Origin of the sequence: Ruegeria sp. 6PALISEP08 (assembly GCF_001238295.1) — a bacterium.
Classification (GTDB): Bacteria; Pseudomonadota; Alphaproteobacteria; order Rhodobacterales; family Rhodobacteraceae; genus Ruegeria.
In genome coordinates, this window is sequence record NZ_LGXZ01000005.1 from 257556 (window position 1) to 279271 (window position 21716).

Annotated in this window: 18 protein-coding genes; 14 read left to right on the forward strand and 4 right to left on the reverse strand. The window is 56.5% G+C overall.

Features of this window, described 5'->3' with window-relative positions:
- Positions 1 to 64: 64 nt before the first annotated feature.
- The 14 genes from ALB80_RS09845 (at position 65) to ALB80_RS09910 (ending at position 17412) form a co-directional block, all read left to right on the forward strand.
- Positions 65 to 1423 carry an ABC transporter substrate-binding protein gene (locus ALB80_RS09845; RefSeq protein ID WP_050603877.1) on the forward strand — a complete coding sequence of 453 codons (1359 nt, stop codon included), beginning with the start codon at positions 65 to 67 and terminating at the stop codon, positions 1421 to 1423.
- A 55-nt stretch (positions 1424 to 1478) separates the two neighbouring features.
- Entirely contained in the window at positions 1479 to 2486 is a 1008-nt protein-coding gene (locus ALB80_RS09850; protein ID WP_050603878.1) for a carbohydrate ABC transporter permease, read from the forward strand.
- Positions 2487 to 2489: 3 nt separating this feature from the next.
- Entirely contained in the window at positions 2490 to 3638 is a 1149-nt protein-coding gene (locus tag ALB80_RS09855; RefSeq protein ID WP_050603879.1) for a carbohydrate ABC transporter permease, read from the forward strand.
- 9 nt (positions 3639 to 3647) lie between these two features.
- Positions 3648 to 5303: an alpha-amylase family glycosyl hydrolase gene (locus ALB80_RS09860; RefSeq protein ID WP_050603880.1), complete on the forward strand. Its 1656-nt coding sequence runs from the start codon at positions 3648 to 3650 to the stop codon at positions 5301 to 5303.
- Positions 5304 to 5306: 3 nt separating this feature from the next.
- The gene (locus ALB80_RS09865; protein ID WP_050603881.1) at positions 5307 to 6389 is read left to right on the forward strand and encodes an ABC transporter ATP-binding protein; all 1083 of its coding nucleotides are present in this window, start codon (positions 5307 to 5309) and stop codon (positions 6387 to 6389) included.
- 80 nt (positions 6390 to 6469) lie between these two features.
- On the forward strand, positions 6470 to 7219 hold the full coding sequence (locus ALB80_RS09870; RefSeq protein ID WP_050603882.1) for a sugar phosphate isomerase/epimerase: 750 nt from the start codon (positions 6470 to 6472) through the stop codon (positions 7217 to 7219).
- Complete coding sequence (locus ALB80_RS09875) at positions 7219 to 8265, forward strand: LacI family transcriptional regulator (protein WP_050603883.1); 1047 nt, start codon at positions 7219 to 7221, stop codon at positions 8263 to 8265. Before ALB80_RS09870 ends, ALB80_RS09875 begins: the two co-directional genes overlap by 1 nt.
- Before the next feature lie 22 nt (positions 8266 to 8287).
- The gene (locus ALB80_RS09880) at positions 8288 to 9037 is read left to right on the forward strand and encodes a basic amino acid ABC transporter substrate-binding protein (RefSeq protein WP_050603884.1); all 750 of its coding nucleotides are present in this window, start codon (positions 8288 to 8290) and stop codon (positions 9035 to 9037) included.
- A 65-nt stretch (positions 9038 to 9102) separates the two neighbouring features.
- The gene (locus ALB80_RS09885; RefSeq protein WP_050603885.1) at positions 9103 to 10749 is read left to right on the forward strand and encodes an amino acid ABC transporter permease; all 1647 of its coding nucleotides are present in this window, start codon (positions 9103 to 9105) and stop codon (positions 10747 to 10749) included.
- Positions 10746 to 12722, forward strand: a complete 1977-nt coding sequence (locus ALB80_RS09890; RefSeq protein WP_050603886.1) for a beta-galactosidase — start codon at positions 10746 to 10748, stop codon at positions 12720 to 12722. The genes ALB80_RS09885 and ALB80_RS09890 overlap by 4 nt, the downstream gene beginning before the upstream one ends.
- Before the next feature lie 134 nt (positions 12723 to 12856).
- Positions 12857 to 13981, forward strand: a complete 1125-nt coding sequence (locus ALB80_RS09895) for an extracellular solute-binding protein (protein ID WP_050603887.1) — start codon at positions 12857 to 12859, stop codon at positions 13979 to 13981.
- A 117-nt stretch (positions 13982 to 14098) separates the two neighbouring features.
- Entirely contained in the window at positions 14099 to 15211 is a 1113-nt protein-coding gene (locus ALB80_RS09900) for an ABC transporter ATP-binding protein (RefSeq protein ID WP_050603888.1), read from the forward strand.
- Between the two features lie 12 nt (positions 15212 to 15223).
- Positions 15224 to 16144 (forward strand): ABC transporter permease, encoded by a 921-nt coding sequence (locus ALB80_RS09905; RefSeq protein ID WP_050603889.1) that lies wholly within the window; start codon positions 15224 to 15226, stop codon positions 16142 to 16144.
- On the forward strand, positions 16141 to 17412 hold the full coding sequence (locus ALB80_RS09910) for an ABC transporter permease (protein ID WP_050603890.1): 1272 nt from the start codon (positions 16141 to 16143) through the stop codon (positions 17410 to 17412). The genes ALB80_RS09905 and ALB80_RS09910 overlap by 4 nt, the downstream gene beginning before the upstream one ends.
- A gap of 40 nt (positions 17413 to 17452) precedes the next feature.
- Here the strand turns inward: ALB80_RS09910 and ALB80_RS09915 are convergent, their stop codons facing one another.
- The 4 genes from ALB80_RS09915 to ALB80_RS09930 are packed head-to-tail and all read right to left on the reverse strand — an operon-like array spanning position 17453 to position 21712.
- Complete coding sequence (locus ALB80_RS09915; protein ID WP_050603891.1) at positions 17453 to 19369, reverse strand: beta-galactosidase; 1917 nt, start codon at positions 19367 to 19369, stop codon at positions 17453 to 17455.
- Positions 19366 to 20226: an SMP-30/gluconolactonase/LRE family protein gene (locus ALB80_RS09920; RefSeq protein ID WP_050603892.1), complete on the reverse strand. Its 861-nt coding sequence runs from the start codon at positions 20224 to 20226 to the stop codon at positions 19366 to 19368. The genes ALB80_RS09915 and ALB80_RS09920 overlap by 4 nt, the downstream gene beginning before the upstream one ends.
- Entirely contained in the window at positions 20223 to 20828 is a 606-nt protein-coding gene (locus ALB80_RS09925; protein ID WP_050603893.1) for a 2-dehydro-3-deoxy-6-phosphogalactonate aldolase, read from the reverse strand. The genes ALB80_RS09920 and ALB80_RS09925 overlap by 4 nt, the downstream gene beginning before the upstream one ends.
- Positions 20825 to 21712, reverse strand: coding sequence for a 2-dehydro-3-deoxygalactonokinase (locus tag ALB80_RS09930; protein WP_050603894.1), 888 nt, complete (start codon positions 21710 to 21712; stop codon positions 20825 to 20827). Before ALB80_RS09930 ends, ALB80_RS09925 begins: the two co-directional genes overlap by 4 nt.
- Between the last annotated feature and the right edge of the window lie 4 nt (positions 21713 to 21716).

The window sequence follows — 21716 nt, forward strand, 5'->3', positions numbered from 1 at the left end:
CATCATATCCAAAGCGCTTTGAAACTGAGTCCGCGAGCGCGTGAAAACTTGGGAGGAGAATTAGATGAAACACTCGCTTTACGCAGGTGCGGCGATGTTTGCCCTGATGGCTGGGTCTGTTCAGGCTGAGGGTGAATTGATCCACGCCGTAGGGGAGGGCAGTTTTGATTGGGAAGGGTTTCAGGCCTTTGCCGATGCGACGGACCTATCCGGTGAAAGTCTAACGATTTTCGGCCCTTGGTTGGCGGGTGAAGGGAAATCCTTTGAGAACCTCGTTGCGTATTTTGACAAAGCAACCGGCGCAAGTTCCAGCTATGTGGGCTCAGACTCGCTGGAACAGCAAATCCTTATCGATGCTGCGGCAGGTTCGGCACCAAACCTAACGGTGTTCCCGCAACCCGGTCTTGCGGCAAATCTTGCAAAGCAAGGTTATCTGACACCGTTGGCAGAAGGGTCGGCGGACTGGATCAAAGACAACTTTGCTGCGGGTCAGTCCTGGGTTGACTTGGGGACATTCGAAAACGCCGAAGGAACAGACGGTTTCTATGGCTTCTTCTTCAACGTGAACGTGAAATCCTTGGTCTGGTACATACCAGAGAACTTTGAAGATTTCGGATACGAAGTACCGCAGACCATGGAAGAGTTCAAAGCTCTGATGGATCAGATGGTCGAAGATGGCGAAACCCCGCTCTGCGTTGGCCTGGCCTCGGGTGGCGCAACCGGATGGCCTGCAACCGACTGGGTTGAAGACCTGATGCTGCGCACCCAACCCCCGGAAGTTTATGACCAATGGGTATCGAACGAGATGAAGTTCGATGATCCAAAGGTGATCGCTGCAATCGAAGAATATGGCAGCTTTACTCGCAATGACGATTATGTCGTAGGCAACGCAAATGATACTGCCGCGATCGACTTCCGCGACAGCCCTAAAGGCCTGTTCGACAGCCCGCCAGCCTGCATGATGCACCGCCAGGCCTCGTTTATCCCTGCGTATTTCCCTGAGGGAACCGAACTGGGTGCAGACGCGGATTTCTTCTATTTCCCGGCTTATGCCGAAAAGGATCTGGGAACACCGGTACTGGGGGCGGGGACGCTGTTCACCGTCACCAACCCGAACCCTGCGTCCGAAGCGTTCATGGAGTTCCTCAAGACGCCCTTCGCGCATGAGATCATGATGGCGCAAGACGGCTTCCTGACACCTCACCTGGGTGCGAACCCCGAAAACTATTCAAATGACACCCAGCGCGGGCAGGGCGAAATCCTGACCAATGCAACGACATTCCGCTTTGACGGCTCTGACCTGATGCCCGGCACGGTCGGGGCGGGCACCTTCTGGACCGGGATGGTCGATTACTCGTCGGGTGCGAAAGATGCAGCCACCGTGGCCAGCGAAATCCAGTCGTCCTGGGATGCAGCCAAGTGATCAACGCCTGGGGCGGTCTTAGGATCGCCCCGCTTGCCAAACGGATGAGCGCCCCATGACACCGGCACTTCAAGGCCTGCTGACGATCGCCATCGGCGTGTCGGGTTGCGTGGGCTATTTCTATCTCTCCAATCAGTTTCTGGACACAGTCCTGTTCCCACCGCGTGGGCCAAACGCGGGCCGCAACATTAACCGGGCCAACATGATCCGCCCATGGTTGTTCCTGTTCCCGGCGCTTGCTGCGCTGGGGCTGTATCTGGCCTATCCAGTGGTTGAAACACTGCGCCTATCACTCACGGAGCGCGTGCCTGGCGGCGGATACAAATGGGTCGGCTTGGACAATTATTCTCAAATGGTGGCAGAGCCAAAGTTTTGGGAAGCCATGCGCAACAACATGTTCTGGCTAATCGTTGTGCCCGCCATGTCCACGGGTTTTGGTCTGCTTGTGGCGCAACTGACAGATCGCATCCGTTGGGGCAATTTCGCCAAGTCTCTGATCTTCATGCCGATGGCGATATCTTTCGTTGGTGCCTCGGTGATCTGGAAACTGGTCTATGATGCGCGCCCCGCAGAACAGGACCAGATCGGGATCCTGAACGCGCTCTATATCTTCTTCGGAGGGGCCGAGCCGCAAACATGGCTGACGGTCCCGTTCTGGAACAGCTTTTTCCTGATGATCGTTTTGGTCTGGATTCAGACCGGTTTTGCGATGGTCATCCTTTCTGCAGCATTGCGAGGCATTCCCGAAGAAACCATCGAAGCCGCTATTCTGGACGGCGCAAATCCGTTTCAGATTTTCTTCAAGATCAAAGTACCTCAGATCAAGACAACAATCCTTGTTGTTTGGACGACGATCACAATCACCGTGCTCAAGGTCTTCGACATCGTCTTTGCCATGACCAATGGCCAGTGGGAGACGCAGGTGCTGGCCAACTACATGTACGACAAGCTCTTCCGGGCCAACGACTGGGGCGTCGGGTCAGCCTCGGCCATGGTGATCATGCTGCTGGTTGCTCCGATTCTTGTCTGGAACGTGCGCAACGCGCGCAAGGAAATGGAGTAGGCCATGAGCGATATTGCAGGAACCAAACCGGCGCTCAGATGGGTTGTACACCTTTCGGTCATCTTTCTTGTCGTGCTTTGGGTCATTCCAACCTTGGGTCTGCTGGTATCATCCTTTCGAACCGCAGATCAGATTTCATCCAGCGGATGGTGGAGATCGCTGTTTCCGTCCGAGCAAAACCTGACGCTTCGCAGCGCTGAGCCTGAAACACAGGTGCTTGAAAACGGAGTTTATGTGATTGAGGGCGCGCTGTTCAGCGCGGACGAGCAAGCCACCATTTCCAGATGGGGTATCAGCTCGCGTGATGTGGATGCCTTTGAACCCGGTGAAACGACCGAACTGCGGAGGGGCGGCACGATCACCGTGGATGCGGTCGGCAATTACCGGATGGAAAACACCGAAGAGTTCACCGGAAACCGCGGCGCGCGCATCTTTGTGACAGCCGAGTTGCCACCCGAGTTCACCTTGGGCAATTACCAGAAAGTTCTTCTGGATCAGAGCAGTACGGACAGCATGGCCAAGGCCTTTTTCAACACGCTAACTGTGACCATCCCGGCGACGATCATCCCCATTCTGGTGGCCGCGTTTGCGGCCTATGCGCTGGCGTGGATGGATTTTCCCGGTCGGGCGTTGTTGATCGCGGCTGTTGTCGGCCTCTTGGTGGTTCCACTGCAACTAGCCTTGATTCCCTTGCTGAAGTTTCACCTGAACATCGGGATCGGCAAAGGCTATCTGGGCGTCTGGCTGGCACATACCGGTTTCGGGATGCCCTTGGCGATTTACCTGCTCCGCAACTACATGGCCGGATTGCCGCGTGATCTGATCGAGAACGCGCGCGTGGACGGCGCCACCGAGTTCCAGATTTTCACCAAGCTGATCCTGCCACTCAGCTTCCCGGCGCTGGCGTCATTCGCGATCTTCCAGTTTCTTTGGACATGGAACGACCTTCTGGTTGCCAAGGTTTTCCTGATCGACGCGACAGGCCAGACAACCGTGATGACCAACCGCATCGTCGAGCTTTTGGGTACGCGTGGCGGTAACTGGGAAATCCTTGCGACCGCTGCCTTTGTCTCGATCTTTGTGCCGCTGGTCGTTTTTTTCGCAATGCAAAAATATCTGGTCCGGGGCCTTCTGGCCGGATCAGTCAAATAGAGGCGCCTAATGAACGTGCACAACAACCTTGAACGCAGCAAAGCAACGAAACTGTCTTCGGATTGGTGGCATGGAGGGGTGATCTATCAGATCTACCCGCGCAGCTTTCAGGACAGCAACGGCGACGGAATTGGCGATCTGAAGGGCATCAGCGCGCGATTGGACTATATCGCGTCTCTGGGCGTCGATGCGATCTGGATCTCACCGTTTTTCAAATCCCCAATGAAGGATTTCGGCTACGACGTCAGCGATTATCGCGATGTCGATCCCATGTTTGGGTCGCTCGAGGACTTCAAAGAGCTTCTGGATCAGGCCCATGCCAAAGGATTGAAGATCATGATCGATCTGGTTCTGTCGCACACGTCAGACCAGCATCCGTGGTTCAGCGAAAGCCGCAGCAGCCGTGAAAACCCGAAATCCGACTGGTATGTCTGGGCAGATCCTAAGTCGGACGGAACACCGCCAAACAACTGGCTTTCGATCTTTGGCGGCTCGGCGTGGCAATGGGATGCCCGGCGCCTGCAATACTATCTGCATAACTTCCTGACATCGCAGCCGGATCTGAATTTCCATTGCCCGGATGTTCAGGATGCGTTGCTGGACGTGGCGCGGTTCTGGTTGGATCTGGGTGTAGATGGCTTTCGGCTGGATACCATCAACTTTTACTTCCACGACAAAGAACTGCGCGACAACCCGGCCTTGCCGATGGATCAGCGGAATGCCTCGATCGCACCTGCGGTCAACCCCTACAACCATCAGGACCACCTGTTCTCGAAAAGCCAGCCCGAGAATATCCCATTCCTTGAACGCCTGCGGGCGCTGACGGACGAATACGAAGGTCGTGCTTGTCTGGGAGAGGTCGGCGATGCGCAGCGTGGGCTCGAGATCATGGGTGAATACACCTCGGGCGATAAGCGGATGCATATGTGCTATGCGTTCGAGTTCCTCGAGAAACGTGCGCTGACAGCCAGTTACACAAAGCATGTCTTTGACCAGTTACAGACCAAGGCGGGTGATGCATGGCCCTGTTGGGCGTTTTCGAACCACGATGTGCAACGCCACGCCTCTCGCTGGAATTTGGATGATGCGGCGACCCGACAGCACGCGGTTCTGATGATGTGCCTGCGCGGCTCTGCCTGTTTGTATCAGGGTGAAGAACTGGGCCTGCGCGAAGCAGAAGTGCCGTTTGAGAAGCTGCAAGACCCCTATGGCATCGAGTTCTGGCCCGAGTTCAAAGGCCGCGACGGTTGCCGCACACCGATGGTTTGGGCAGTTCAGGATGAACAATCGGGGTTCAGCACCGCAGAACCTTGGCTACCGGTCAGCGCCCAGCAGGCCGAACATGCAGTAGACCGGGCCGAGGCGGACCCGCAATCGATGCTGAACCACTATCGCCGCGCCATCGCGCTGCGTCATGCACACCCGGCTTTATCATCAGGTCGTCTGTCCGAAATGAATGAAATGGGCCCGGTTTTGACTTTCCTGCGTGAAGACAGTTCCGAGGAAATTTTCTGTGCGTTCAACCTCGGTTCAGACACCACCGAAGTGACGGTACCAGACGGCAGTTGGCAGACCATTGGTCAGGAACTGGGTGGCATTGAAGGTGGACATACAATCACTCTGACGGCTTCGCAGTTCTGCCTGATGATTCGGAAAAAGGGGTAAGGCATGTCTGAACTCAACCTAACAGATGTCGCGAAATCCTATGGTCCTGTTGACGTTCTGAAGAACATCAATCTCGACATTAAACAGGGCGAACTGATCGTTTTTGTCGGTCCTTCCGGATGTGGGAAGTCCACCTTGCTTCGGATGATCGCAGGGTTGGAGAAGATCACAGGCGGGACGCTGGAGATTGAAGGGCAGGTCATGAACGATGTTCCGCCCGCGCAGCGCGGCATCGCGATGGTGTTTCAAAGCTACGCCTTGTATCCCCACATGACCGTGCGCGAGAACATGGCCTTTGCCCTGAAAATCGCCAAGATGCCTGCGCGTGAAATAGATGCTGCGGTAGAGCGAGCCGCCCAGATTCTGCAACTGGAACCCTTTCTCGACCGTTTGCCCAAAGCGTTGTCCGGCGGTCAGCGACAACGCGTTGCCATCGGCCGTGCAATTGTGCGCGATCCAAAGGTATATCTGTTTGATGAACCTCTGTCGAACCTTGACGCCGCTCTTCGGGTGGCGACACGGATCGAAATCGCGCGCCTGAAAGAGGCCATGCCGGACAGCACCATGATCTACGTCACCCACGATCAGGTCGAGGCGATGACACTGGCCAGCCGTATCGTAGTCTTGGCCGATAAAGGTATCGCGCAGGTTGGCTCGCCGCTTGAGTTGTATGAGACGCCCGATAATGAGTTTGTGGCACAATTCATTGGCTCGCCGTCGATGAACCTTCTTCCCGGCACGATCACGGGGACGGGGGCAACAACAACTGTGGAGCTTGCCTCGGGCGGCACCGCCATTTCTGCGATCCCGACTGAAGACAGTGATCAGGGTAAGAAGGTCAAAATCGGGGTTCGCCCCGAAGATTTTGTCATGACAGACGATACCGCGATCCTGACCGGAACGGTCGATTTCACCGAGGCTTTGGGCGAGGTCACACTGTTGTACTTTGAAAAAACTAAGGACGCTGAAGGTCCGATTGCCAAACTGCCCGGAGTTCAAAAGAACATGCGTGGACAGACAGTTTCCGTGACCGCAGCCCCGGAAAAAATACACTTGTTCCACAACGGTTTTTCGATGCGAAAGTGAGAGTAAGGGGCGTTCAACGCAACGCTTGACAACGCTACAGCTCGTAATCCACCATAATTGAAACGTTTCAATGGTGGGGAATGAGAGTTTCAGCCCAGCTCTATACGGTGCGGCAATGCGGTGATCTGACAGATCAGCTGCGTCTGGTTGCCGCTTGCGGATTTACAGATATCGAAACCACTGGTCTGCACGAGCTAAGCCCGCAGCAGATGGCGGGCATCATTCAACAATCAGGTCTTAACGTTCAGTCTGCACATTTTGACTGGGAAGAGTTCGACACTCGTTTCGATGAGATTGTCGAAGTTCTGAGGCTTCTGGAATGCCAGGTGGCCGTCATGCCTTGGCTGGCGCCCCGGGCGCGGCCCGACACTGCCCGGGGATGGATGGCAGTGTCGGGCCGGTTGGCCGAATGGGCAGATCGGCTGGGCGAACACGGAAATCGTCTGGCCTATCACAATCACGATTTTGATTTGGTGGGTAGCTCTGGTGAAACGCCTTTGGACCAAATACTTGCGCAAAGGAATATCTATTGGCAGCCTGACATCGGCTGGCTGCAAGCGACCGGCCTGGACCCAGCAGCAGCAATCACCCGCCACGCGGATCGCATCCTGTCGATCCACGCAAAGGACGTAGATCCCAAAGGGGGGACAGGTGACGAACGCTGGCGCGATCTGGGGGAGGGCGTCGTAGATTGGGGCGCTACATTGAAGGCCCTCGCGGACAGCAAGTGTGCCGATCTGTTTATCGAACATGACGAAAGTTCAGATCGCAGGCGCACGTTGAACACGGGGCGGATGTTCCTGACCGAACGCCTGACCGGGGTCACCTGATGGCGCGGGCAACGATCAAATCGATTGCCAGGAAGACGGGATACTCCGTTGGAACGGTCTCGAACGCCTTGCGTGACGCCCCATCAGTGAAACAAGAAACACGAGACGAGATTCACAAGGCTGCAACTGCTCTGGGCTATCGTGTGAACCTCGATGGGCTGAAGCTGCGCACCAATAAATCTTATCGGATCGCGGTGCTGGTGAGCGTGTCGGAAGATGCCGCTGAGGAATGGGAAGGCGTGGAATTCACGCGCATTCTGGCCGGGGTCTCAAAAGCGGTTCAAGGGTCGCGCTATCAGCTTAGTGTTTTCAGCATAAGCGACGGTGACGCCGCGCTAGAGACCCTACGATCGATTGTCCAAGAGGGGTTGGCCGATGGCGTGATCTTTTCGGGCACCCGTGTGAACGACCCACGTATCGCGTATTTGCAGGTTGAGGGGTTTCCCTTCGTCACATACGGCATGAGTGACAGCGATCAGCCACACGCCTATGTGGACCTCGATAGTCAGACTGCGGCGTTGGAAGCAACGGCCCGATTGATCAGACTTGGCCATCGCCGGATCGCGTTGATCAACCCACCAGATGATCTGATCTATGCCCAGCAGCGCCGCCAGGGCTATGCCGATGCTCTTTCGGAGGGCGGGCTGAGCTTCGACCCGGCGCTGATTGCCACCGGTCCGACCACCGCAAAAACCGGTCAACTGGCCTTTACCGCGCTTATGCAGTCACCGAACCCGCCTAGCGCCATCATTTGTGCCAACGAGGCGATGACCCTTGGGGCCTTGTCGGCTGCTGCCAAAACAGGAGTGAAAGTGGGACAGGACGTGGTGGCCATTTCAAACGACGACCTGAAACTCAGCCAGTATTTCGTGCCTCCGCCCAGCACCTATTACCTGCCAATTGGTGAAACCAGCCGCCTGCTGGGTGAATTCATGCTGAAAGCACTGGGCGGTGCCGACCCGAAAGAGATTCAAAAGAAGATCAGGGCCACATTGATCGAGCGGCAACCTGACACGCCTGCGTCCGGTAGGGCGCGAATAACCTAAACCAACAGAGGAGAAACCAAGTATGTTCAAACATCTACTTGCCGCGGCAACCCTTGCCGCGATGACCGCGCCAGCCGCTTTTGCAGCCGATCTGGAGGGCCGCGTCCTCAAGATCGGCACGGATGCGACTTATCCACCGATGGAAACCGTTGATGAAGCAACAGGTGAAATTGTGGGTTTCGATGTCGACGTCATGAACGCGATTTGCGAGCGCGTGAATTGCGTTCCGAACTTCGTCAACACTGCGTGGGACGGCATCTTTGCCGCGCTTCAACAGGGTGAGTTCGATCTGGTGATCTCAGGCGTGTCCATCACGCCAGAGCGGGAAGAGACCATGGATTTCTCGGACCCCTACATCGTGGTCAGCCAGGCCATCCTACTCCAGGTCGACAATGCCGACATGACGCTGGACGACTTTAAAGCCGGGGGCCAAAAGCTTGCCGCACAGACCGGCACGACCAACGCACAGCTCGCTGAAGAGCTGGTAGGCCGCGAGAATGTCAGCCTCTACGACAACTTCTCAGCCGCCATTCTTGCCCTGCAAAACGCGGACGTTCAGGGGGTGATCATCGATGGCACCTCGGCGTCGGCCTATGAGCAAGAGTTTGCAGGCGAGTTGACCGTTGGCATCACCGGCCTGCAATCCGACCCGCTGGGCATCGTCTTTCAGGAGGGCGACCCAACCGTTGATGCCATCAACGCAGGGCTGGCCGAGATTCAGGAAAACGGTACGCTGGATAAGCTGAAAGCCAAATACTGGGGCACCAACTGATCCCATAAAACTCAATCGACCCCGGCGGAATACTTCGCCGGGGCTTTGAACCAGCGGAGAACCCCATGTCGCGCCTCAGCTCGATCCGCCCGAGCAACCTTGTGTTGCTCGCAGCAGCGCCGTTCATCATTTATCTGTTTGCCACCTCGTCCAAATACTTGCGATCTCTGGTCGCCATTCTGGGGATCGGCAACAACGCGGTGCCGATTTTTGTCGGGTTCCTTCTGATCCTGACGACGGCGATTTTGGGCTATCTCTGCGCCCGCCATTTGCGCTTCCAGTCGCAGGCACCAGCCTGGTTGCGCGCGGCGGCATTGGCTGCGTTTCCGGCGGCGGTCGGGCTATCGATACTTGCTGTTGTTGCACCTCAGATTCTCATGCCCTTCGCCGAGTCGGTGTTCTTTCATGCGCTCAGCGAAAACACATCAACGCTTATTGACCGGTCCAACCAAACCTGGGTTTTGTTCCCAGAGGTGGTGGTACAGGTTCAGACCGGGCTGCAAATCCTGCTGGTGATCTACGCGGTGGTCATCGCACTGTGCTTGGTATCCGGCCGTCTGAACAACCCGTCGCGCGGCTATGCTCAAATCGGGTTTGAGGTCCTGACCGGAGCCACTTTGTTCTATTTGATGTTCATGGCGCATTGGCAGTTTGCCACCGGCGTTGCCATTACATTCCGCGCCGCGATCTTTGCGTATATCTTCGCAGCGATCCTCGGGCTGATCTGGGTGGGGTTGCAATCGTTCAAACCCAAGGCACGCACCACGATGGTGTATGGCGCGATTAGCCTGGCCTTGTTGGGCGTCTCAGCCTTCTTTTTCATGCAGCCACAGGTGCATTATGTCCTCGTCGGCAGCACCGAAGCCCGAATTGCCGTCGTGCGCGGTACCCCACAGGCGCAGGCTGACATCATCCGTTTCGGCGAATTCAAAGGTGGCGGAGAACAACAATATCGCATCCGCAGTGCGACGGATGCCGCTTCGGCCCTTGACCAAATCGAAACCGTCGACAGCGTCTCTGGCGCGTTTGTCCCAATTGAGGCGCACACGCAGGGCTATCCTGTGCTCTGGCAAACCAGCTTTTTGCCCGACAAATTTCGCAATCCTGCGCTGGCCTTTGCAGTCTTTGGCCTTTTGCTATTGACGCTGACCATTGGTGGCGCACAGCACAAACTGCACCCCCTGGCGGTCGGGGCAGAGTTCTTTGTAGATACGATCCGCGGCATCCCGATGCTGGTGATCATCCTTTATATCGGCCTGCCTCTGGCTGGTGCGGTCAAGGACGCCACAGGCGGCGGCATCGACATGACCAATATGACGCGCGGCATCATCGCCATCTCGGTCGGATATTCCGCCTATATGGCCGAAATCTTCCGATCCGGGATCGAAGCCATACCCAAAGGGCAGTTGGAGGCGGGCAGCTCTTTGGGCTTGTCTCGATGGCAGACTGCTCGGCTAATCGTCTTGCCGCAAGCATTGCGGATCGTGACCCCCCCCTTGGGCAACGAATTCATAGCAATGATCAAGGATACCTCGTTGTTATCGATCCTGTCCGTCCGTGACATGACCCAAAGGATGCGAGAGTTTCAGGCAGCAAGTTTCCTGCCTTTCGCCCCCTTCAATACGGCGGCCATACTTTATGTCGTGATTACGTTGGGTTGCGCCAGCTTCCTGAAGTGGATCGAACGCCGTGCCGCAAAGGACACCAGATGAGCAAGCTTGAGTTGGGGGTTTGCTATTACCCTGAACAATGGGACCCGTCCGAATGGCGCGATGACGCCAAACGCATGGTCGAGATGGGGCTGGATTGGGTGCGCATTGCCGAATTCACCTGGGGCTTGATCGAACCCGCGCGCGGGCAATTCCACTGGGATTGGCTTGATGAGGTGATCGAGGTTCTGGGGCAAGCCGGGCTAAAGATCATGATGTCGACTCCGACGGCAGCCCCGCCAAAGTGGCTGATCGATGAGCATCCTGAAATCCTGCCGGTCGGACCGGATGGTCGGGTCAGGGGATATGGCTCGCGCAGACATTATTGCTTTTCCAGCCAGATTTATCTGGCCGAGGCCCAAAGAATTGCCACCGAGTATGCCCGCAGATATGGGAAGAACCCTCATGTCCATGCGTGGCAGATCGACAATGAATACAACGATCACGATACGGTGCTCAGCTATTCAGATGCAGCATGCAGCGGCTTTCGACACTGGCTGGAACAGCGATACGGAACAATCGACGCACTGAACCAAGCGTGGGGAACTGTGTTCTGGGGATCGCTTTATTCCGGATTTGACCAGATCGAACTGCCCAACGGTCTGGTCGCGGCCCCGAACCCAACCCATGCGTTGGACTTCATGCGCTATTCATCGGACAGGGTGCGTCTATTCAACAGGGCGCAGGTCGACATTCTGCGGATCCATGCTCCGGGTCGCGACATCACGCACAACTTCATGGCAGGCAGTTTCGAGTTCGACCATCACGCCGTTGCCGCCGATTTGGATGTTGTTGGCTTTGACAGTTACCCGCTGGGCAACCTGATGGGCTCGACCATGCCCGACGACGAAAAGCGTCGCTATTTGCGGACAGGTGCACCGGATTACCAAGGCTTTCACTGCGATCTCTACCGCAGTCAGGGACGCGGACGGATGTGGATTCTAGAACAGCAGCCGGGTCCAGTGGACTGGGCGGCCTCGAACCCTTCTCCGGCAGAGGGAATGGTGCGGCTCTGGACTTGGGCGGCTTATGCGCATGGTGCGCAAGCGGTGATGTTTTTTCGATGGCGACAGGCAAAATACGCACAGGAGCAATACCATTCGGCTTTGCTGCGTTCGGATAACAACCTGGATCAAGCGGCCGTTGAATTGGCACAGATCGTCAAGGATCGCGAAACTTTGCCACCTGCGGCGCGACGAAAGGCCAAGGTGGCGATGCTTCTGGATTACAGTTCGATCTGGGCGGCAGACATCCTGCCTCATGATGATGACTTCCCGAACAGTCACATTTTCCGCGAATGGTATGCCAGTTTGCGTCAACTCGGCGTAGACGTCGATTTCCTAGGCCCAGAAGATGATCCAGACGGCTATGCGCTGATCCTTCTGCCGCAGAGCATGATTATGAGTACAGATCTCGCCGCCAAACTCACAGCTTCGGGCGCGAAACTTGTGATTGGGGCTCGGTCCGGCAGCAAAACACCACAGATGCACACACCCGATAATCTGGCGCCCGGCGCGTTGGCTGCGCTGACCGGAGTACGTGTCACGCGCGTCGAGTCGCTGCCCGCTCTGGCACAAGAGTACGTGCAACTGACCAACGGCCAGCGGTACACTTTCACAGGTTGGCGCGAAATTGTTGAAACAAAGGAAGGCATCCTGGCACGCTTTGACAGCAGCTATTGCGATGGAAGTCCTGCAATTGTCAGATCGGACCGCGCAACTTATCTGGCCATGCTACCGCGCGGTACGTTTTTACAGTCCATTTTGAAACAGGCTTTGGATTGGGCAGGGTTGAAAACTCTGGAGTGTGACCCCGACATGCGCATTGCCCGACGCGGCACATTGCATTTTGCGTTTAATTTTGGTGACATTCCTAAATCTCTGCCTGCCGGGGATCATCGTACATTCTTGATAGGAACTGACCCTGTAAATGTTGGGGATTTGGCAGTTTGGCAAGAAAATGGGCCACCCAAATAGGCTATCTGAATGGGCTCTTACTAAGAACTGGACTTAAGGTTTTTGGAAACTGTCACTTTTGGACTGCCGAACTGACAAAGAAAGTCCTATAAATAAAAAACAAAAACAAAACAGTCCATCATGGGAGAATACTAATGACTGATAAATCAACTCTTTCCAGACGCACGGTGCTAAAGGGCGCGGGTGCTGCTGCTTTGGCGGCGCCGCTTTACAGCAAAAGCGCGCTGGCATCGTCGGGTGAGATCAACATTCTGATGTGGTCGGATTATCTTCCGCCCAGCTTCATCGAAGAGTTCGAGACTCTGACCGGCATCAAGGTAAACTACACCGGCATCGGTTCGAACGAAGAAATCATCAACAAGATGAAGGCCACCAAGGGCCAGGGTTTTGACATCGTTTCGCCAACCAACAACCGCTCTTTGCAGTGGGAACCGCTGGAGCTGCTTCAGCCATTTGACATGAACAAGGTTCCGATTGATCTGGTGAACCCTGCCATGGCCAAAATCGGCACCGACGCCTGGGACTTTGGTGGATCCGGTGCGCATTGGCTGCCGCATATCTGGGGCACCGAGGGCATTGCATACCGCACCGACTTGTGGCTGCCGGAAGGTGATGCGCCGTCTTATGGCGACGTTTGGGCGGAAGCAAACGCGGGCAAGACAATGGGCCGCGCGCATTCGATGATGCTGGGCGCAGGTCTGTACATGGAACGCGCAGGCGAAATGGAGCCGGGCTCGGTCTGGGCCGCATACGGTGATGAAGACACCATGCGCAAGGTTTGGGGCCAGATCACCGACTGGTGTGTCGCGCGCAAGGATCGTATCAAGCTGATCTGGAACGACGCTGACACACAGAAAAACGGTCTGCTGAACGAAGGTGTCGTTGTTGGTCAAACCTGGGACGGCCCGCCACTGGCGCTTAAGTCCGCCGGTGAACCGGTGCACTATCAGGCACCCGTCGAAGGAGCGATGGCTTGGGTTGACGGTATGTCGATTCCGAGCGGCGCGGCGAACATCGACCAGATCTACGCCTTCGTCGACTTCGCCTATCAGGCCAAGCCTGCCGGTGTTGCCATCGACAGCCACGGGTATAACTCGCCAGTTCTGGGTGCAGACCAGTATTCAGGCGACACCTACAAAAAGAACTTTGCCGAGGCCTATCCGGGCGACTCGCTGGCCAACCTTAACCCGTGGCCGGCCGAAGCACCTTGGTATGCTGAAACACGGACCGAGTTCGTCAACAAGTTCAAGAGCGCTTAAGCGTTTCGAAACCTTGCCCTTCGCGATCTGCGGGGGGCAATCATCTGTGCGCCGCTCCGGCGTAACGGACAGTTATGTGGTGCGGTGATAATACGCGCCTCAGGGGAGATACCAAAAATGAGTGCAGGGGTCGGAGTCGATCTGGAAAACCTGTGGATCCGTTTCGGTGACTTCGTCGCCGTGCGCGATGCAAACGTCAACATAAACGGGGGCGATTTCTTTTCGTTCCTCGGACCGTCTGGCTGCGGTAAAACAACCATCTTAAGGGCTGTTTCAGGTTTTCTTGAGCCCAGCGAAGGCAACGTTCTGATCGGTGGCAAAAACATGCGAGGTATTGGGCCAAACAAGAGGCCCACCGCACTGATCTTTCAAAACCTTGCGCTGTTCCCATTGATGAAGGTCTGGGAAAACATCACGTTTTCGATGGAAATCAAAGGTGCCAGCAGCGCCGAGCGCCGCAAGCGCGCTGATGAGCTTCTGGACATGATCGCGCTGCCAGAGCAGGGCGACAAACTGCCCAGCGAATTGTCAGGCGGTCAGCGCCAACGTGTTGCTATAGCCCGTGCTTTGTGCGCCGAGCCTGACGTTCTGTTGCTGGATGAACCGCTGTCGGCACTTGACCTAAAACTGCGCCAACACATGCGGACCGAGCTACGTGAAATTCAAAAGCGCGTCGGCATCACATTTATTTATATCACCCATGACCAGGGCGAAGCGCTGACCATGTCGGACAATATCGCTGTTATGCGCGCGGGTGTAATCGATCAGATTGCCAATGGTAAGACCATCTACAATGACCCCAACACGGCTTTTGCGGCCTCTTTTGTCGGCGAAAACAACGTGTTTCGCGGCAAAGTTAAACAAGTCATGGGCAATGAGGCTCTGATTGCGACCAATCGCTCGGGCGATCTGGTGGCGCGGATTTCGACAACCAATCAAGGCAAGATGAAGGAAGGCGACGACGCAATGATGTTCGTACGCCCCGAAGCCTTTGCTATTGCACCCGATGGCGCCTCAGGCGATCATTTCGTCACGGCGCGTGTCAACCACGAAGAGTTCGAAGGCAACGCCTTTAACATCTTTACCGAAGGTGAAGGTGGGAAAGAGATCAAAGTGTCGATCCCGAATCACGGACAGTCTTTCGACGATCACACCGGACAGAACATCACGTTGGAATACGAGACGCATAACGCCGTCATCGTCCCGGCGGGTGAACTGGCCGCAGAATAAGGGGACCAACTCATGCCCCAGTTTTTGAAAGATTTCTTCAATCGCAACGGTACCGGTATGGGGTTGGCGATCCTGGGCCTAGTCCTGTTCTGGACAATCGGCCTGATCATCCTGCCGCAGTTGTCGATGCTGGACTTTTCGTTCCGTCCGAACCTGCCACCGCCAGAGATTGGCGGTCCCAAGGACGTCTATACTCTGGAAAACTATAAATACCTGATTTACGGCCCCGAGGGCGGCAGTCAGGACTATAACACAGTCGACCTGAGGGTGTTCTTCCGCACCCTCGTGGCGGCCGTGTGCGTCACGATTTTCAACCTGATCATCTGCTATCCGATTGCCTACTACTTGGGACAATCCGAAGGCAGCCATATCCGCATCTTTGCGATCATGCTGATCATTCCCTATTGGATCAACGAAATCCTGCGCGCCTTTGCGCTTCGCATAATCTTCGGTGAAACCGGCGTTCTGAATACGTTGTTCATGGGCTTGGGGATATGGGATACACCGTTCGACTTCATCCGCAACGATATCGCGCTCTATGCGGGTCTGGGCTATGCCTACATCCTGCTGATGATCTTCCCGATGTATAACGTCATTGAAAGTCTGGACAAAAACCAGATCGAGGCTGCCCGCGACTTGGGCGCACCGTGGTGGCGGATACATTGGCGCGTGGTCATACCTTATGCCAAGCCGGGCATCAGTTCGGGCTGCACCATGGTGTTCATGCTGAGCGCCGGTGCGTTGGCCGCGCCGCAGATTTTGGGCGGACCGTCGAGCCTGTGGTTCACGCAGCTGATCTATCAACAGTTCAACGACAACAATGACTGGCCACAAGGTGCCGCCTACGCGATCGTTCTGCTGGTCACCTGTATCCTGTTCGTGCTGGCAATGATGCGCCTGTTCAAGGTGAACATGGGGGATATCGGGAAATGAATAATTCCTTCCTCCGCATAAGCATCTGGGTCTATCTGGTGCTCTTCTTCCTGTATCTGCTGGGACCGCTTGTGATCATGTCGATCACCGCGTTCAACTCGTCGGGTTTCCCACGGATGAGCCCTTGGGAGTGTCTGACCTTCCAGTGGTTTGGTGAACTGTTTCAGGATCAGCGTATCCTGAACGGTATCAAGAACTCGCTGATCATCGGGCTCGGTACGGTGGTCTTGTCCGTGGCCATGGGACTGGCAGGTGCGCTGATGCTGACGCAGATCTGGCCTAAACTGCGCGCGACCTACTATACGGTCATCATCGCACCGATCCTGATCCCGGGCGTGGTTTTGGGTATCTCGACGCTGGTGTTTTGGGATCGGATCAACCGGATGCTGGGACTGGGCGCGGATAGCTTCCTGTCGAACGGCATCTTCCTGACGGTGATCGGCCAGTCCACCTTTATCGCCAGCTATTGCATGCTGGTTCTGGTGGCGCGATTGCAGCGCTATGACATGGCTCTGACAGAAGCAGCCTTGGATCTGGGCGCCACGCATGCACAGGCGTTCCGCAAGATTCTGCTGCCGTTCATGCGCCCGGCGATTGCCTCAGCGGCGGTATTGGCGTTCCTTGCATCGTTCGAGAACTACAACACCACCACCTTCACTTTTGGTGAGTACCCAACACTGACGATCGAGCTGGCCCAGAAGGTCCGCTATGGTATCACACCCGCGATCTCGGCGCTGGCATTCATCATCGTGGCGCTGACGGTGTTCTTTGCCTTGCTGAACGAGGCGAAGCTCAAGCGTCAGGAACTGGTGGCAGCGGCGCGCAAGAACGCGACGGTTGAGGAACTGGCAGGCAAGATCAAACTGCCCAGCTTCTTTGCCGGTAACATGGCAGCGGTTCTGCTGGTCGTATTCGCTATTGCAACGATCACGGTTGTCGGCACTGCTACGGCCTACGACCCTGGTCAGTGTATCGCCGACGTGCGCGAGCAGAAGCAACTGGAGGCCGAACAGCGCATTCAGGAACTGCGCAAGCAGCGTGAAGAACGTCGCGAGCAACGCGAAGCTGAAGAAGCTGAACAGGGTGGGGCGCAATCCACGCCTAAGCCCTCAAACAACAGTGGTTTTGGAAACGTGTTTGCCCCGAACTCTCTAGGTGGAGACGAAGGCGAAAGCGACGATGGTTCGTCCGACGCAGACCCAGCCCCGTCGAACAACAGCGGGTTCGGAAACGTCTTCGACCCCAACAGCCTGCAAAACGACGAGTAGCGTCGTAGGTTGATAGCCAAGGCATCCGCCCGGATCAGGATCAAATCTGTCCGGGCGGATTGCGTTTCAGGATGGCGACATCGCAACCCGGAACGGTTTTCCTGTCCCAGATCACCGGGTCCGCGTTATAGTTGATCAGGAAAACATGATCAGCAGTCTCGCGCATCCGCAGCCCCGGCGGCATAGTTTGCACACGCAACCCTGTTTGCTCTGCCGCCATCAGTATGATCCGGTCCCAGAGCGTCTCGTCGGGGAAACCTGCCAGATACCAAAGCCCAGAATTTCCCTTAAGCGCAGGCGTTCCGTCTTCAAAGCTCAATAAATCGGCGGCCGATCCTGACAGGCGATCCACCCAATGCAGGGCCGCACCGCCCCCTTGAACGGGTCGTTCAACCGTCGGAGGTAGCGTTTCAACCAGATCGACCTCACAGTCCAAGGCGCCCAACCCGGGACGGCCCGTATCGGGAATTTGGAAATCATGCGTAATGGCTCCACTGCGGGGGCCAAGGATCGCGAGTTTACATGCCTCTTGCAGACGGCGCTCCAAATCCTGGTCGATTGTCGCAAGGCCCGGCGCAAGGATCAGATCGTATTGTCCTGAAATGTCATGTTTCGATACGATATCCACCGACAACCCCGCGCGCCGCAACGCGCGATAGGCGGAAAAGACCAGTCGAAAGTAATCAAACCCAGCCCCCTGCGGCTGAGCAGCCCATGCCCAGTCCGACGCATAATCAAACAAAATGGCCACTCTGGCTTGCACCTGCAGAACTTCACCCAACTCGGACAGTATGTCAGCGGTTTGACGTGCCTCACTCAAAGCAGGCGTGGGGCGGTTATTCGGAGTTAACAATCCTGCGTGCATCTGTTCTTGGGCGAAGGGGGCCTGACGCCAGCGGAAATAGCTGACCACCTCAGCCCCATGGGCAACAGCTTCAAGCGACCAGAGGCGCACCATTCCCGGCAGGGGGGCTGGATTGAACGGTGCCCAGTTCACGGGACCGGGTTGCTGTTCCATCACCCACCATCGTCCATATCCGACGGCCCGGTACAGATCATGGTGAAACGCCTGCATATCCGGGTCGCCCTGCTGAAGAAATGCGATCTTATGCGCGTCATCATCTTCCAGCCGGTCCGACAAAAACCCAATCGGATAGCTGTCCCAGGTGGCAATATCCAGATTAGCGCCGACCTCGAAGTGATCGAAATTCAGAACACGACCCATGTAGTTGTGCAGCAGTGGCGCATCAGTCAACTGCCTCAAGACGTTAACCTGAGCCTTGTTGAACGCCGCAACCTGATCCGAGCTGAACCGCCGGAACGCCAATACGTGGGCCGGGTTCGGTTCGGTCACGGTTTGATTGGGCAGATCGATCTCATCAAAACTGGCGTATTCCATCGACCAGAACACATTGCCCCATGCAGTGTTGAGCGCTTCGACGGATCCGTATTGATCCGCCAGCCAATGCCGAAAGGCTTGGAGGGAAGGGACGCTGTAGCTGACCGTTGTGTCGTGGCACCCGTATTCGTTGTCGATCTGCCAAGCGGCCACATGCGGATTGCGGCCATACCGCTCTGCCATGATGCGGGCTATGCGTGAGCATTCGTCGATATAGCCTTTGTGGCTAAAGCAATAATGCCGCCGCGATCCAAACTTGCGCGGGTGCCCATGTTCATCCACAGCCAACATGTCGGCGTGTTTGTCGATCATCCAGCGCGGCGGCGTTGCCGTTGGCGTGCCCAGTACGACCTTCAATCCTGCGGAACCAAGTGTTTCGATCGCGCGGTCCAGCCAATCGAGCTGCAGATTACCCGGCTGTGGTTCCATACGGCTCCACGCAAACTCACCGATACGGACCCAGGTCAAGCCGGTGGCGATCATGCGCGCGGCATCCTCTGCCCACATCGCCTCGGGCCAGTGCTCGGGATAGTAGCAAGCGCCAAGTTCCGGCTTCATAAGATGACCTTGTGTTCTGCCTGACCCCGCCCGGCATTCAACGCGGCAAAGGTCATTCCGTTGTTTGGTTGCGCTTCGATTTCGTCGGCGCTCAACCCCTGACGCGCTGTAGTACAGAACAGCGTGCTCAAGTCACTGCCACCAAAGGCCGGGCAGGACGTGTGTGCCGCATCGAAAGACACGGCGCTCAGGAATTGTCCATCAGGTGTGTAACAGGCAACCCGGCTGGCACCCCATTGTGCAATCCAGATGTTTCCAGCGGCATCAACCACAGCGCCGTCAGGGTTCAGCCCCTCATCCCTAAGATCCAAAAAGACCGAATGGTACCCTTCAGGCCACCCGGTTTCTGCATTCAGCTTCCAACACCGAACCTGCCCTGTCACGGTATCGCAAAAATAGGCAACGGACCGATCCGGTCCAAAACAGATCGCGTTCGAGATTGTCACATCCGCAACCAGACGCCTCAGCTCGCCTTTCCAGAACCGATAGATCGATCCGGCCGCTGGTTCGGCCTGCTTTCCCATCGTTCCAATCCAGAACCCACCCCAAGGGTCGGCGCGGCCATCATTGGAGCGGGTCACAGGGTTGTCTGGCTCTAAAGGGACGATCAAGCTGCGGTCCGCAGTGGTCAGATCAAACCGCCAGAGTCCGGATTCTGACGCCAGAAACAGCCTATCTCGGTCGACCCACCCTGCGGCAGAGACATGTTCGCCAAATGCCCAGCTATTTGACCCTTGTCCATCACGGGTCATCAGACGTTTGCCGATGATGTCGAACCAAAACAACTGTTGCCGTTCGGGGTGCCACAAAGGCCCTTCGCCCAACTCACACGGGCGGTCGTCAAAAACAGTGCTCATCCCGCCGCCTTGTCATAGGCCGCAACGACGCGGTGGGCACGATCTGCTATTTCGGTTACGTCCATGCCAGGTTGAAAAAGCGCCGATCCGATTCCGAACCCGTCTGCACCGGCCTTGATCCACTGATCGAAATTCTCAGGGCCCGCACCACCTACGGCAAAGACCAGCGCGCCTTCAGGCAGAACCGGGCGCAAAGCGGCCAGCCCGGTCGGCCCTGCCATCACACCGGGAAACAGCTTCAGTCCTGTGGCCCCAGCCTTTAGGGCTGCAAAAGCTTCGGTCGGGGTGTAGACACCCGGCCAGCTTTGCATCCCCAGAGCGACCGATCGTCCGATGACGTCGGCATCATAGTTTGGCGATACGATCAGTTTGCCCCCGGTGTCCGAGACCGTTTCGACCTGATCGACGGACAAAACCGTGCCCGCGCCAATCAGCGCCTGATCCCCAAACGCCTTGGCCAAAACGGCGATACTGTTCAGCGGGTCGGGTGAATTGAGCGGCACTTCGATCCGGTCAATCCCCGCGTCAAGAATTGCGCGCCCAACGGCTTCGGCCTCTGTCGGGTTTAGTCCACGCAGAATGGCGATGATTGGACGGCTCATGAATTCACCTTGTCTTTGGCCAGAGCAAGCCCTGCCAGCGTCGCCGCAGTGGAGTTTACAGTTTCGGCAAATGCGCCTTGCTGCTTTAGCGCGGCGGTATAGATCTGCGACACACCGTCGGCGCCAATGACAGCCAGCTGTTGTCCCAACCAATAGGGCCGGGTGGCGGCCAGTTCAGCACCGATCAGCAAACCCGAAAGCTGCGCCCGAGCGGTGCCCTTGTCCTGACCCTGCAGCAAATCTGCCGCGCGCAGGCCGAAGAGACGTGCAGCAAGTTGTTCGGGCTTGGACAAGGTATCTGCAACGGCGTCCGCAAAGGCATTGTCGTCCCAACCTTCGCAAACCGAGTGCCGCAGCACCGATTGCCCGGACAACAAGTCAAACATCTCTCCCGTCATAAACGTCCGAAAGCTGACAACTTCGCCTGCGCTGACCTGAACCCATTTTGTATGTGTTCCGGGCAAACAGATCACCCCATCCCAGTTCTGATGTGCGGCAAGAAATCCTGCGATCTGCGTTTCTTCGCCGCGCATTACGTCCGGCGGTGTCACCTGTTTCAGACCCGGCACCACAAAGGCGCGGATACGTGGGTCGGTGCCGGGAACACGGATCGGCGCGTCTGGCAGCGGTTGGCTCGGCACCGCGCAATAGGGTGCCTCGACCCAGCCTTGCCGCGCCCCAACCATACCGCAAGCAATCACGTTCACCGGGGTATCTACGAGCCAGGACTCAATCAGGCCCAACAATGCGACTTGGAACCCATGCTGACCGACACGGGCCATACCGGCGTCGGACTGCGCCTGATCGAGCACCGTGTGCCCCTGCATAGCCCACGCCCGCAGATGGGAGGTACCCCAATCAACAGCGATCCAGTCTGTCTTCATCACG

Bases quoted from the DNA above. Each gene is read 5' to 3' on its own strand.
- ALB80_RS09915 (WP_050603891.1), bottom strand. From the start codon at position 19,369: ATGAAGCCGGAACTTGGCGCTTGCTACTATCCCGAGCACTGGCCCGAG.
- ALB80_RS09850 (WP_050603878.1), top strand. From the start codon at position 1,479: ATGACACCGGCACTTCAAGGCCTGCTGACGATCGCCATCGGCGTGTCG.
- ALB80_RS09870 (WP_050603882.1), top strand. From the start codon at position 6,470: ATGAGAGTTTCAGCCCAGCTCTATACGGTGCGGCAATGCGGTGATCTG.
- ALB80_RS09895 (WP_050603887.1), top strand. From the start codon at position 12,857: ATGACTGATAAATCAACTCTTTCCAGACGCACGGTGCTAAAGGGCGCG.
- ALB80_RS09875 (WP_050603883.1), top strand. From the start codon at position 7,219: ATGGCGCGGGCAACGATCAAATCGATTGCCAGGAAGACGGGATACTCC.
- ALB80_RS09880 (WP_050603884.1), top strand. From the start codon at position 8,288: ATGTTCAAACATCTACTTGCCGCGGCAACCCTTGCCGCGATGACCGCG.
- ALB80_RS09855 (WP_050603879.1), top strand. From the start codon at position 2,490: ATGAGCGATATTGCAGGAACCAAACCGGCGCTCAGATGGGTTGTACAC.
- ALB80_RS09860 (WP_050603880.1), top strand. From the start codon at position 3,648: ATGAACGTGCACAACAACCTTGAACGCAGCAAAGCAACGAAACTGTCT.
- ALB80_RS09925 (WP_050603893.1), bottom strand. From the start codon at position 20,828: ATGAGCCGTCCAATCATCGCCATTCTGCGTGGACTAAACCCGACAGAG.
- ALB80_RS09890 (WP_050603886.1), top strand. From the start codon at position 10,746: ATGAGCAAGCTTGAGTTGGGGGTTTGCTATTACCCTGAACAATGGGAC.
- ALB80_RS09930 (WP_050603894.1), bottom strand. From the start codon at position 21,712: ATGAAGACAGACTGGATCGCTGTTGATTGGGGTACCTCCCATCTGCGG.
- ALB80_RS09920 (WP_050603892.1), bottom strand. From the start codon at position 20,226: ATGAGCACTGTTTTTGACGACCGCCCGTGTGAGTTGGGCGAAGGGCCT.
- ALB80_RS09885 (WP_050603885.1), top strand. From the start codon at position 9,103: ATGTCGCGCCTCAGCTCGATCCGCCCGAGCAACCTTGTGTTGCTCGCA.
- ALB80_RS09865 (WP_050603881.1), top strand. From the start codon at position 5,307: ATGTCTGAACTCAACCTAACAGATGTCGCGAAATCCTATGGTCCTGTT.
- ALB80_RS09910 (WP_050603890.1), top strand. From the start codon at position 16,141: ATGAATAATTCCTTCCTCCGCATAAGCATCTGGGTCTATCTGGTGCTC.
- ALB80_RS09900 (WP_050603888.1), top strand. From the start codon at position 14,099: ATGAGTGCAGGGGTCGGAGTCGATCTGGAAAACCTGTGGATCCGTTTC.
- ALB80_RS09845 (WP_050603877.1), top strand. From the start codon at position 65: ATGAAACACTCGCTTTACGCAGGTGCGGCGATGTTTGCCCTGATGGCT.
- ALB80_RS09905 (WP_050603889.1), top strand. From the start codon at position 15,224: ATGCCCCAGTTTTTGAAAGATTTCTTCAATCGCAACGGTACCGGTATG.